Source organism: Chitinophaga filiformis, from assembly GCF_021646545.1.
In the GTDB taxonomy this organism is placed as follows: Bacteria; Bacteroidota; Bacteroidia; order Chitinophagales; family Chitinophagaceae; genus Chitinophaga; species Chitinophaga filiformis_A.
In genome coordinates this window covers 19,564-33,741 of sequence record NZ_JAKIRP010000006.1, presented here as the reverse complement: position 1 = coordinate 33,741, position 14,178 = coordinate 19,564, and the positions used below count along the sequence as shown (strand labels likewise).

8 protein-coding genes are annotated in these 14,178 nt (G+C 43.0%); 4 read left to right on the top strand and 4 right to left on the bottom strand.

Going from position 1 to position 14,178, the window contains the following annotated elements:
- Positions 1-88: 88 nt before the first annotated feature.
- The 4 genes from L3C95_RS16530 to L3C95_RS16515 form a co-directional block, all read right to left on the bottom strand.
- Positions 89-3,247: an RICIN domain-containing protein gene (locus L3C95_RS16530; protein ID WP_236389182.1), complete on the bottom strand. Its 3,159-nt coding sequence runs from the start codon at positions 3,245-3,247 to the stop codon at positions 89-91.
- 115 nt (positions 3,248-3,362) lie between these two features.
- On the bottom strand, positions 3,363-4,973 hold the full coding sequence (locus tag L3C95_RS16525; RefSeq protein ID WP_236389181.1) for a RagB/SusD family nutrient uptake outer membrane protein: 1,611 nt from the start codon (positions 4,971-4,973) through the stop codon (positions 3,363-3,365).
- 11 nt (positions 4,974-4,984) lie between these two features.
- Positions 4,985-8,143 carry a SusC/RagA family TonB-linked outer membrane protein gene (locus tag L3C95_RS16520; protein ID WP_236389180.1) on the bottom strand — a complete coding sequence of 1,053 codons (3,159 nt, stop codon included), beginning with the start codon at positions 8,141-8,143 and terminating at the stop codon, positions 4,985-4,987.
- 626 nt (positions 8,144-8,769) lie between these two features.
- Positions 8,770-9,471, bottom strand: a complete 702-nt coding sequence (locus L3C95_RS16515) for a pectate lyase (protein ID WP_236389179.1) — start codon at positions 9,469-9,471, stop codon at positions 8,770-8,772.
- Between the two features lie 966 nt (positions 9,472-10,437).
- On the opposite strand from L3C95_RS16515, the gene L3C95_RS16510 reads away from it, so the two are divergent.
- From L3C95_RS16510 to L3C95_RS16495, 4 genes are read left to right on the top strand one after another with little or no spacing between them, the layout of a single operon-like run.
- Positions 10,438-11,325, top strand: coding sequence for a hypothetical protein (locus L3C95_RS16510; RefSeq protein WP_236389178.1), 888 nt, complete (start codon positions 10,438-10,440; stop codon positions 11,323-11,325).
- Between the two features lies 1 nt (position 11,326).
- Entirely contained in the window at positions 11,327-11,905 is a 579-nt protein-coding gene (locus tag L3C95_RS16505; RefSeq protein WP_236389177.1) for a hypothetical protein, read from the top strand.
- A gap of 14 nt (positions 11,906-11,919) precedes the next feature.
- Entirely contained in the window at positions 11,920-13,251 is a 1,332-nt protein-coding gene (locus tag L3C95_RS16500; RefSeq protein WP_236389175.1) for a hypothetical protein, read from the top strand.
- A gap of 34 nt (positions 13,252-13,285) precedes the next feature.
- Entirely contained in the window at positions 13,286-14,077 is a 792-nt protein-coding gene (locus L3C95_RS16495; protein ID WP_236389173.1) for a hypothetical protein, read from the top strand.
- The last annotated feature ends 101 nt before the right edge of the window (positions 14,078-14,178 follow it).

Genomic DNA, 14,178 nt, shown 5'->3' with positions numbered 1-14,178 from the left:
GAGGTTATTTAATTTAAGCCGTCAGACACATCGTCTGACGGCTTTTTGTTTACCGCAGTCTCTGGTTAGATAATGTCATTGAACAATACTATTGTTTAACAAATCTCAACACCTTATACATCCCCTTTGCTCTCAGGTGTACCAAATACACACCTGCCTTTAGCCTATCAACCGAGATAGACGTTGCAAATGTGGATAGCTGCAATTGGCCTGAACTATTATACACGCTAATAGTGACAGGATTTTTAATCCCGCTTATATACAGCGTCGTCATGACAGGGTTGGGATATAGTGAAATGCCGGCTATATCTTTTCTGTTCATGTTACTGGCAATTATAGCAGGTGGTCCTGCCACGAGGCGGCTTAATTTCCACTGACCACTGCTTTGATTTACATCCGTCCATTGCTGAACATTTCCTCCATTAGCAGTACTGAAATTGGAGACCTCCACAAGCTTACCACTGTGTTTAGCAATTATTTTGTAATAATCGCTATCCACAGGCACCATCAGAAATTGCTGGTTTGCGCCATCGACATAGCCCCATTGTTGCACATTGGCACCATCCGCAGTGCTGACCTCGGAAAGGTCCATCGATTTGCCGGATTTGACACAAGTAATTTTATAAACATCATTGCCTATATGTGTAAATGTAAATTGCTGATTGGTGCTACCCATAAAGCCCCATTGTTGGATATTGCAACCATCCTGGGTAATCAGATTATCATCGACATCCATATACAGCCTGCTGAAACGGTTCTGAAGGTAGTAGGTGCCGGAAATAATATTCACTTTCCTGATCTTATTTGTACTCTGCGCCAGGTTTATAATGGGATCTGCAGTAGCACCGTCAAGTGGTGAGTAAATTTCGAGACTCGATTTCAGCAGATTGCCGTCAACCATCGCGTTTATCTCTTCGGCCGTCATACCAGAACGGTAGAAGAGCAAGGTTCTATAGTTTGCTGCCGGAGCATTTGCCCCGTTTAGATCAAAGGTGGTTGTAACAATTTTTTCAGTGATTGAACCTTGTAGCACTTTGTCGATATAAAGGAACGTCCTGCCCATAGCATAGTAATGTGTCAGCGTTACCTTATGCCATTGATTGTCATTAAGAACAGTAGTCCCCGCAATGCCGCTTGATGACGCTGATGAATAATCCATTCTCCCCGAACCATTGATAACTAATTTATTCAGCCCCGCAGCTGTACTCAACTCTGTCACTTGTCCGGTTGATGACGTTTGGATATCATAAGAAACAGTAAAAGAATGGAGGATTTCCTCCGGCTTGATCTGAAGTTTATAACCACCGGCCGGGCTTAAGCTTAACGATGTACCGTCAATTTTATAAGGCTGAGGCTTCCGGGCTTTTAAGGCATCGAATAAGGAAGGAACAATTGCATACCTGAACTCAAGATGGCCGGCATCATTGGGGTGCAAATCGTCACTTTTGTAGCCTGTAGCCCATTTACCCGACCCATTGTCCAGTGCTCCCAGCAAATTTATGCTCGCCACGTTCCAGGTATGGATCAGCAGGTTCATTTGCTTGATAAAATTGTATTCTGTAGCGGTGTAATCTTCACGGACATAGCAATTGGTTATGATGGGCTCAATCCCTTGTTGTCTTGCCTTGTTTATAAGCAATTTCAGATTGTCTCTGAATTGCTCGAACGTTGCTTGTCCGCCGGTAGTAATACCCTCATTTCCCAATGACAGCGCATAGATAACATATTTGCTGCAGAGTGGCAGTAAGTCTTTATCCCACCGGTTTATAACACTAATGGTATTGTTGCCGGGAACTGAAATGTTTGACACATTCCATGGTTGGCCCACTCCACTGTTTGCCCGGGCAGTGAGCAGCTGCGCATATAACTGGGCATACCCCTGATTATTGGTGGCCCCGGTTCCTGATGGAACGGAAGATCCCATAATGGCTATGCGGCTAAGATCCTTTGAAGGACAACCAGGCTCAAAGGCAACGGAATTCACCTCACTCATTTTCATTACTCCCAGGTAGCCAAACGCGCCCTCTGATCTGGTCACTGTAAGGTTTATGTGACCATTATCATCGGGCATTATGATGTCTGAGGAAAGAATTGTTTTCGTATTGCCATGGTAACCTGTTCCCCCCAAATCGGTTCCCGAGGTTTGCAACTTTCCGTCGTAGAACGTAGCGCCCGTTAATGAATAAGTGGTGACCCGTCTTTCAGGATCATTTCTGGTCCCAAACAAATTAAAAACGTATCCTTTTGTTTTGTCCAGCCCTCTTATAGAAAGACTGGAAGATGCGGTCGTGTGAAAGAAATCCTGTGTTGCCGCAGGAATAGCAAAATCAGCTAATAAACCAGGATCTGGTGATAATAAGCCTCCGTTCAGAATACCATTGGAGGAAAAGCCCGCAGTGATTTTGGTGTACGCCCCTGTCGGTACATTCGTTTTGTCTGCCAGATTTACAGGAGAGGCTGCGGTACCCGTATTGGTCACATTGTTCCAGTAATTGCCATTGACGTCGGGACTTGCAGTGGCGTTTCCGTTGACGCCATCATTCGGCCCGAAATCAATATACACGGTTTTTAGAGCGGTAACCGGCAATCTCACTTCTTCAATTTTCAGCGCACCGAGATAGGCGAAAGTACCCTGTTCCCGCTTAACAGTAATGGCTATCTGGCCCTTTGTATCGGGGCTGATAGTATCCGCCACCAGAATAGTACTGTTATTACCATTGTAACCTGTTCCTCCTAAATTGGGTCCGGACGTCTGAAGGGTAGCACTATAGGTCGTTTTGCCGGCAAGTGTATAATTTGACTTGCGTATCTCCGGATCATTTCGGGTAGCAAAAAGATGAAAAATATATCCCTTGCTGACATCCAGGCCCTTTATGACAAAACCGGCAGTATTATCCGTATGAAAATAATCCTGCGTAGCTGTATTGATAGCAAAATCCTTTAAGAGTGCCGCATTAGGTGCTAATAAACCGCCATTATTTATACCGTTCGAGCTAAAGCCTGCAGTAATGTTTACAAAAGTACCGGATGATGTGTTTTTGTTTGTTACCAGATAAAGTGAAGGGGCCGAAGTGCCGGTATTCGTAACATTGTTCCAGTAGTTGCCATTTACGTCGGGGCTGGAGGTGATGTTCCCATTGGTAACATCATTGGGTCCGAAGTCAATGTAAAAGGTTCTGAGGGTTTGAGCATACGTATCAATTGCACCAAGACAAAGAATCAATAAATAAAAAAGTACTTTTTTCATTGTTTTATTTTTTGCTAATGGTTTTTATGGCATGCCAGGCAACGCATTCAAAGTGCTTCTTAAAAAATTCAGGCATAAAAAAAGGGCCGTATCAGATGATACAGCCCCTTTTTTATTATTTATATCCTTCATTCTGTTGCTCACGCAGCAGCGGATTCGCTGCTACTTCATCTGCCGGTATAGGCCAGAGGAATTGAAATTCAGTATATGCATAAGCTTTTACACCACCGGTTGTTGGGAATGTCGGGGGAGTAACGTTATTATAATCTGATCCGTCCAGTTTCATTTGTCCTATTTTCATTTTAGCAGGAATACCATTGCTGCCATACGTAGCATCCAGCGCAAGGCGATGGAGGTCAGGCCAGCGGCGGCCCTCACCTGCAAATTCTATACGGCGTTCCTGCAGGACAGCCAGCATCAGATCGGCAGGTGCTGTTGTGAATTGTTTGTCTGCCGGAACAGAGCGGTTACGCACATCATTCAGCAGCAGCAGGGCCTGAGCCGTATTACCTTTTTTTACGTATGCCTCAGCTACGTTCAATAATACTTCTGCATACCTGATGATAGGTGCATAGTCGGTTTTGTTCACATAGTCTCTGTACTTGTAGTTGAAAGTATATTTCTCTCCAACCACCTGCTTGATCTGCAGCAATGTTCTGCGTAGATCACCTTCCACCCAGAAGGCAGCATTGTACAGAATAGGACTGGTAGCAACAAGGCCACGCGCACCTTTATCCGCAGGTCCGAACATTGAAGGCAAAGCACCATTTGTACCGCCATTTGCAATAGGACCATTGGCAATTGAAAATACAGACTCTGTGTTATTCTTAAAGCTGGTAAAAGGTGTTTCCGGACTTGCAGTCAGGGTATAACCGCCGATCGGGCTGGTAAAATGCGGTGCAGGTTGTTTGTCTGTACCGAGTTTAGCTCCTTCAGCTATTACACCATCCCAATCACCCATATGTTGTTTTATACGGGTCTTTAAGGCAATAGCGGCACCCTTTGTAGCTCTTGACAGTCCCTTAGGCTGTGTAGCCGGCAGGTTTGTTTCTGCATAATCCAGGTCGGCCAGCAGTTTAGTATATGCCTCAGCTACTGTACCTCTTCCCATAGTCAATCCTTCTGCAACATCAGCCTGGCTGGTGATTGCTTTCTCACGATAAGGAACACCGGGTTTGCTACCATTATTATCCGCATAAGGAAAGCTAAAATGGATCAACAGCTCATGGTGTGCCAATGCACGCAGGAAACGGGCTTCCCCCTCGTATGCAGCCGCAACTTCCGCAGTAATAATGCCGTTAGATGCCGCTGCCTGTACACCACGGATCATTACGTTTGCCTGGTTGATCAACGCGTACAGCGCTGTCCACATGTTTACGTTATTAGCAGAGCTGGTGGTATATGTTCCCTCGTAGGTGATCGCATAGAACAATTGTATGTTCAGCATGTCTTCTCCTCTCATTTCATCCTGCTCGATAGCCGCGGCGCCAAAAGGATATCCACGGGCAGCAGCTTTATCACCGTTGTAACTACCCACGGCAGCAGCTTCATACACACCCTGCATGGCCAGTTCGATACTGGAAGGACTCTGGAATGCCGAGTTTTCAGATGGTGAGTTGATGGGTTCAAGTTCCGTATATTTACTGCAGGATGATGTTGCCAGCATGGCTGCAGCCAGTAAAGCTATTATAGCTGATCTGTTAAATGTATATCTGATTCTTTTCATTGCAATTTTTTTTACAGTCCCAGGTTAATGCCGAATGTATAGGTACGTGGTACAGGATTGGTGTTGTAATCAAGTCCCGGTTGCCTGTTTGTTGTCGCATAGGTTGTGGCGCCAATAGCCTGTGCAAACGCGTTCAGTTCAGGATCGAGACCGCTGTAATCAGTGATCACAAAGGCGTTCTGTACCTGTGCATATATTCTCAGGCTGCTTAATCTCAGACGCTGCAACAAGGTTGTAGGCAGCGCATATCCCAGCCCGATATTTTGTGCGCGAAGGAATGCACCATTTTCAAGGAAGCGGCTATTGGTACTACCATTCTGGTTGAGGGAGTTGCCTGCACCGCTACCATAAAACAGACGAGGTACATCAGTAACCTGTCCTTCTGTTGTCCAACGGTTTAACAGCTCCTTACCAACATTCTGGAATTTCATATTGGTCAGGCTCTCCTGACGGGTAACGTTGTATACTTTGTTACCACCTGAGAAGGTCATATTGATGCTCAGATCGAAGTTCTTATAAGAAAAGGTGTTATTGAAACCACCATACCAGGTAGGGTTTGCTTCCCCAAGAATGCGTTTGTCAGCGAAGGACAATGCCGCAGCCGGGGTAGAAAGATCGCCTGGTTTGGATGGATCATAGGTATAGAACTTCATGTTACCACTTGCATCCAGATTACCTTGTACAGTAGTACCATCAGCTTTTTCCCACATGGGGTTCCCATTCGCTGCGTTTACACCTTTGGAAACATAACCAAAGAATGCACCGATGGAATTTCCCACACGGGTGATGTTGTAGGTATCAATGATGTCTGCGTTATTATTCGCCAGTTTAGTCACTTTGTTCTTAACAAGCGTCAGGTTCACGTTTGCATTCCAGCGGAAATTTGCTTTGTTGACGATTAATCCGCTCAGACTGAACTCCCAGCCTTTGTTGTTCATTTCTCCCACGTTCACGTTGATGCTGTTTTTAGGTACACCCAGGGAAGGAGGGGTAGGGGCCGCAAGGATCAGGTTATTCACGTTATTCTGGAAATAGTCAGCAGAGAACTGAAATCTGTTATCCAGTAAGGCGAGATCAATACCAGCGTTGATCTTGTTGCTGGTTTCGAAAGACAGATTAGGATTACCGATCTGTCCATACTGAATGGCATTCAGATCACCATAAGTAACCGCGTTGAACACACCCGCATAAGGATAGTTACCGATTTCTACGTTACCTACCTTTGCATAGCCACCTCGTATCTTCAGATCGCTGATGAAGCTGAGGTTAGCATTCTGGAAGAATGATTCGCGGGAAATACGCCAGCCGATAGACGCACCAGGTAATGTTGCACCCTGATTGCCCCATGGCAGGGAGGAGATTTTATCGCGACGGATTGTAGCCGTTAACAGATAACGTTCATCAAAAGCATAGTTTGCACGCGCAAAGTATGATTCAAAAGCACGTTCTGTAACGCTACCGCCGATGTTCTTATTTCCCCATGCATCGGAGATAATGTTTTGCCCACCGAAGAATACATCAGACAGATTTGTTGCACTGGCGAAGAAAAAGCGGCTTCTTGTTTTCTGATATTCCAGACCACCCACAAATCCGATATTATGTACACCCAGGGTTCTGTTGTAGCTGATCGTGTTCTGCCAGTTATATCTGAACTGAGGCATTGAATATTGTGCAGTGCTACCAACGTCGCCTCTGCCATCACCATGTACGGGATCATAGTACCTGTAATATTCAACGTTGATATTATTGATACCGATCTGACTGCGCAGATCTAATCCCTTGAGGATGGATACATTTACGAAAGCATTACCGGTAGTATTCATACTTTGGTTTCTGAATACGTTATGATCCAGTACATATTTCAGGTTAGTATAGTTGTCATCTATTTCACGGGTGTTTGAACCTTTACCCAGACGTTGCTTGTCGGCACTGAGGTTATATGAACCATCAGCATATTGGGCAGGTACATTCGGGAACAAACGTATTGCGCCACCCACATTCCCGGAAAGTGCGTTTGTACCGGCATTCAGACCGTTATCAGTGGTGTGTGTAACACCAACGTTGATACCGAACGTAACCCTTTCCAGCACCTTTTGTTCCAGTTTTGCACGTACGCTGTACCGGGTCTGATCATTACCAATGGAGATACCATCCATGTCGGCATAGCCTAATGAGAAGTAGTAGTTTGTCTGATCAGTTGCACCGCTGAAAGATAGTGAGTGATTCTGTTGGAAAGCAGTACGTAATATGATGTCCTGCCAGTCAGTATTATAAGGCTTGCCATTAGGATCGAGCGTAGGTTTTGCCGCTTCCGCCAGACCAGCTTTTGTCAGTTTTTCATTTGTGATGGTGATGAACTGGTCAGCATCCAACAGGTCGAACCGTTTAGATGGTGTAGCTGCTGCGAGCCATGCATTGTAAGAAAGGCTGGTCTTACCATGCTTACCTTTTTTGGTAGTGATCAGTACAACACCATTGGATGCACGTGATCCGTAAATTGCTGTAGCAGAACCATCTTTTAATACTTCCACACTCTCAATATCTGCCGGGTTAATATCTCCCAGCGGATTGTAAGATACGGATGCAGAACCACCCTGGTCGCCGGAAATATAAGGCACTCCATCTACCACATACAGCGGATCTGAGCTGTTGGTGATAGAGTTGACACCCCTGATACGAATACGTGCAGGCTGGCCTAATGAACCGCTGGAGACACCTACCTGTACACCTGTTATCTGGCCTGCCAGTTGCCTGTCGAAGCTTGGCGAAGCGAGGTTTTTAAGCAGATCTCCTTTAACGGTACCAACGGAACCTGTTACGTTTCTACGTTCCTGTGTACCATATCCTACGACTACTACTTCACTGAGTGCCTTTTCATCGCCGGTTAGCGCGATTTTCAGTTCGCTGTTACCAGCTACGGGCACTTCTTTTAATAAATAACCAGTAGAAGAAACCTGCAATACAACTGCATCAGACAATACTTTGATGGTGAAGCGTCCTGCAGCATCTGTTACTGTTCCCGTTGAAGTGCTTTTAATACGGACTGTTGCGCCAGGTAATGGCGATCCGTCTCTGGCATCAGTGACATTGCCCGAAACGGTCCGGGACTGCGCCATAGCATGCGCCATGCTCATGGCTATAAACAGCCACAAGAGTAGACTTTTTTTCATAAGTTGCTTTAATTTAAATTTTGGTTGTCGTGTTGATAGATCTTTTTTTGAAATTTTTCGCAATAGAAATCCCGCCCGTCGTCGCATACGGTTTTGTCACCCTGTACATCTGTGGAGATTAAATTGGGTCCTTGTATACTCTTATGGCATCACAATACAGTTCTTAACCGGTTTAGAATAAGGATTTAGGATTTAGATTTTGGATTTAGAATTATTACTTATGCTAAAGATATAAAAATAACATTGAAACTTAGGTTAGAATCCGGTAAGAAAATAGGAGTTATCGATAAGTCTTTGAATTATAATCGATCTGGCCATATGTAGCCGCGAAAATGTTGCATGCGGAGTTTAGGAACGCTTTTTAGGACGATTTGAGAAGCCAAACTTTTCTCGCAGAGAAAGATGGGGCTTATGGATGCAGGCGTGCGTTATGAGTGGCTGCAGGGAATCATAAGAGTCTCTTCGCGCGAGCATATGCAATGGAAGCTTATCCACCTGCAGAGATACTGCTTCTTTATGACTGCCAAATGTAAGGATGGGAGGCATTGGTAAAGAACGATGCATTTGCCTTGAATTCCGATTCAAACGGGTACATATTATGCTCAACATGTACCCGTTCCTCATTCTTAATACGTACTTACCTGGGACGCATTAGGTACCTCCCATAGTTTACTAACGTTGGAAGTCGTAATATTCCTGTACCGTACTCTCAGGTTCACACTCTCCGTACGCACAATGTTTGTACCGCCTGAAAAAGTACCGCCATTGATAGTGACGGTCACCGCATACTGGCCACTACCATTTGTACGCAGTACTTTTCCAAAAGTGGTTGCCCTGAAGTTGTTCAGTATGATAGTCCCGTCTGCATTTATCTGTAGTATCTTATCATATGCCTGTTGTGCAACGCAGTTGGTCAGTGTTACTGTGCCTTTTGATTTAAGCGTCATAGCGTCTTCTCCAACATCCAGCCATTGCACGTTTTCCAGCGTGGCATTTCCATATACATGCACACCGTCGCAACCGGGAGCACCTATCTTTACGTTTTTAAGCACAGCACCATTTTCCAGCCGGAAAATAGGCTTCTGATTCTCCGCCTGACTGCCATCGCCCATACCAGAGGCGATAATTGTATTGCCACCACCATCATAGGTTTGTCCTGCTTTTACAATAATAGTTTGGGTGATAGGTACATTGGCCTTAATGGAAACATCTGTTGCAGCAACAGCGGCATCGTCTTTGAGTTTAGCCGGATCGGTGTGCTGTTCTTTGGCGCAGCCGGCTATCAGCGAGCCGGTTAACATGGCCAGGAATAAGTGGTTTGTTTTCATGTGTGTGAAATTTATAAATGATGAATAGATCAAACGTAGCAAGAACACAATAGTCATCTGCGTAGCCATAATGAAAAGGCTGCAGGGACGCAGTTATACGGTACAATACAGGTCAGTATGTGAAAAAGAAAAAAATGGTAAACTATTCCGGGCTTTCAGTACAAAGGGTTTCTTATAACATGGTTACGCTTCGTTACAAATACGGTCCTTTAGGTTGACACCCAAAAATATTCAAAAACAACAAATCATCCGGCAAAGTGGCCAGGTATATTTACGCAATCGTTACCGATAACGTTTGCGTATAAGTTGTTGTCCAAAATAATGGATGGAAGTGAAATGATAAGACCTGTTAAAAGTGTTATATATTATATATGTCGTATACAGCGCTGCAGAGCAGGTTTTGATATAGATCATAGCAGGTCCAAACAACATACGGTTATCATTATAACTTTTTCTTAAAAAGATTGAGTACTTATTTTGCATTGCAGCGACCCTCGTATAGCTGTCTGCTGTTATTTAATATTTTGATCGATTGCAACGTATAAAGGGAATGCTAAGTATTTTAAACAGTAACACCTATTGAAATAATCATTTACTAGGTCTCAATGGAAGAATATAACCAATCCCTCATTACAATTCCTTCAATACCGTTCACGTAACAACAATTCATGCGTATCTATGGATGACAATATGAAGTTCGTCAATTGGCTCATCAATTGGTTAATATCAAACAAGAATAAAAAAGTAACGATACCGATAATTGGAGTATTATGTCTGGGTTTATTGATGGTTGGTTTCTATCTCTTTTTTATAGATTATGAGGATCCCAAAAAAACAAATGCTCAAAAATGTAAGGAGTTTTTTTGGGGAGTAACGACGACATCCCTTTCTTCCTGCGCTAACATTACTTTGCCCGCTTTTAAACACAATGGCGTACCGATATTTAAAATCCGCTATACGGTGCCCGTGCCCGATTCGGCAGAAGTGAATAAGGAAAACTTTAAGACGACTAGACTTGAAAAGATCGGCAAAGCCCTTCGGGAGGCTGATGCACAACTGGTGAATGCTAATATGCCACCCTATGGGATGAAGTTATTGAGGTTCTTTGAGGAGACGGAAGCCACTGGGAAGAAGATAATTGATATCCTGACTGATAAACACCTGATCTATTTTAATGAATCTATCGATACCATTACATGCAGATATAAGAATGACATCCGATTGGGATTTGCAAACAGTAACGATATTAATGACCTTGTTAAGTACACTGATCTGATCTGTCTTAAAGCCGCTATTGATGATCTGGTTACGAAACGATTGCTCACGGAAAATGAAGTAAATACCTCCTTCCCTGAAATATTCACCTACTTATGTAATCATTGTGCTAATACCCGGACAGTGGCCAGGATGATATCCGAATGTGATGATATCAATAATTGCCGGCAGCTGTTTTTTGAAAAGGGGGGTTATCGGCTTACGCTCTTAAGCACATTAATACTGGATGCGTTATGCAGTCAGCTGCATAAATCTCCAAATGTTAAGTACACAGTTATATTTCAAGGATACACAGATCCTGCCCAGGTAGGAAACATTCCCTATGACGGAATTGCACACGTAACAGATGTAGGTAAGCTATTGCCTGATAAAAATATTCCAGCCAGGGAAATAACAACTATAACAGATAACCTCTCGCTATCCTTTGCAAGAGGGGGAAGTTGCTATGAACATATTACCAGGAAGCCAGGTATGGACCATCTTAAAATATTCTATACAGGGTATGGCGTCAACAATGACCTGGGCCTGGATGATACACATCGGCGGTCTGTAGAAATTAAAATAATTAAAGAGAATTAACATGAGTGAACAGAATAACATTGAGGAGGAATTAGATTTGCAGTTTGAAATAGGAAAGGGGTTTGGTCTGCAAGGAAAGAAAGAACTGATAGAAGAGTATAAGAAGGTAATAAATGATCTGTGGGAACACCTTGAGGCAAAGGAAAAGGAAGGATTTGATAATTATACTGCCAGGATGAATGAGCTTTTTGCTTCGCTTAAAACCTATCGGACAAAACTTGAAGAAGACGTCAGTAAAATTGCCGCTGGAGCAAAGACTGCATTTGCTACCCTGAATGAGTTGTTGGTAGGGAAGGTGGGGCAGAATCCTTTCCTGGAGCAAAAGGCAAAGGAATTGTACGACACCTGGTACAGTAAATTGAAAACAACATTGGAAAATGATGATAGCATAGAAAGGGACTTAAAAGAAAAATTATCAGATGCCGGAGCCCAGCTTACGCAACTTACTCAGCACGTGAAATCTGATCACCAGCAATTTCTACTTGATCTTAAAAGAAGTCGGCTGAAGTTTATCAGGATGGAAGAGGGATATAGGTATGGTCAATCTCAAAATGGAGCTGTTAATGGCATTTTTTCATAGAAAAGTAAGAACAGATGTTTACAGGAAGTAGCTATGAAAATAAAAGGCGGAGAAATGAAAGACGGCGTGTTAAAAGAGAATTAACTGATTTTCTGAACAGGGCCCTCCGAAAGAACAGAATAGCGGCAGACGGAGAGAATTATGTTAGCATTGGGCACAATTTTAACACAGCAGAAGAAGTAGACGATTATAGCAGGCATTTTATTCCTTCCCTCTTTGCTAAAATAAACGGGGAGCTCGATTCATTAAATACACAATATAATGACCTCTGTAAAACTGAGCTGGAGAATTTAAAAAGGGAGGGCGAGGCAATCGCAGCTAAGCTCTCAGTGGAAAACAACAATGGGGAACTGTTTAATCTCGTTGAGAGAAAGAAATACAATCTTGATAAACAGCATGAGTTCAAGAAGCTCGCCACTCAGGAGACTGCTCTATATGATGTTATCGATGGCGGCATAAAGGCGGCAGATAGAAATCTGAACGAAGTGATAAGCGGAAGCAAAGACGCTGCATTTTTAGCAGGTATCCTAAAGCAAAGGCAGTTTTTTTCACTGCTGGAGATGACAACCTCAAAACTCAAAGACACTATAAAGAAAAACAGATCCTATGTACATACCCGGCTTTATCCTCCTACCTGGACAGTTGTTATATCGCTTTTATTAATTGCTGGTATATTTTCAGTAGGAGAGATCGGATTATCTCTGCGGATTATGAGGCAACTGGTGAATGATGTATTGGGAAATGACTTCGCAAAGTGGAGAACGCAGATTGATCTGTGCTTTTCGGCCCTGTTTTGTATCGCCATTACACTTTCTTTTGCCTTTTTCTGGGATTTTACCATGGACCGATTAATGCATCGGACCAGGAGAAGGACCTTTATTATAACGCTTATTTTCTTTTCCGCAGTTATTTTCCTATCCTATATGTACTCTACAAAATCCCGGGAAAGAGATATATTGAAATATTTTTCCCACGATGGTATTTTAATTGGCTTCTTCTCCGTGACGATCGCATTTGCAAATGCAATGGTATTAAGAAAGGCCGCTTATTTGTTCCATCAGATACTTGAGACAAAGAAAATGGGTCGGCTAAAACCACTTGAAAGAAGAATAAGAAGATTTCGCAGCAAATGGAATAACAAACTACAACAGATAGAAAAAGATAAAGTATTTATTCAGGGTGAGATAGATTCCTTTGGTAAGGAGTTTTTGACACATCTGAAAACTCAGTTGTCGAGCGTGGAAAAAATGTGTATCTACAAAGTTAGACAAGGGTTTAAATCAAAGAAGAATACTCCCCTTCCAAACTCTTTGATCATCAGACAAGATCACGTGAATCAATCATGAGCTTAATATGAACTATAGAAATCGAACTACCGGCATGAGTAGATGGCTGCTTTTGTTTATAATGACAATGGCATTTTCTCATTGTACGCCTGTAAACAGCTATAAAAAGAAGTATATTTTGATATGTGATGATGTAGATAAAACACTGATAAGCTCATTAGAACATCTCGAAAGTAAAGTGGTGCAATACCTGCCTGATTCCTGCTCAGATTTAGATGTAAAGATTTACTTAACCAGGCCGGTTAATGACAAAACTGAGTTTTCCGCCTTTTTTTCATCCTCGGCCGATTATGAATACAGGGAAAAAACCTTGCTGGATCTTATTGATACATTAAAAAATTATGTCAGAACGGGGGCTGATTATGAAGAAAAGGCCGTCATAAATTGCCTCGGTGAGGCCTTGTCGAGGGAATTGACCGATTCTACCATGTTTTATGAGTTGGTAATGAACACAGACCTGGTTGAAAATGCTGGTGCATACAGCAGCGATGATACGGATAATGATTCCTGGGCGAGCTGTTATTTTCGTTTTATTAAAAATAATGGTGAATGTCAACCGAAAGAGTTAAATGAGGTCAAAAGGCAATTGGACGATCCTTCCAGTGCGCTTTACAGAACTATCATCATGCCCAGGAATTACGGGGGAAAGCATTGGAACATCCACCTTACGTACACCAAAAAAGTGCCGATGATACTATCAATGAATGCAGGCTGCGATAAGAGGGAGATCCAGCTTTTTTGGAGGAATTTGTTTAATAAAATTGGGATCACATCGTCCGCATATTTCACCCAGTTGGATGAAATACCTTTTTTTAAACAAGATTAGTCATCACCTATCCTTGCTTGTTGTTAGCCTGTACAAAAATATCGTATGCGACGGTGTTTAAAGGGACTTATACATGTCCATTATTGCCTTAACTTCGGACC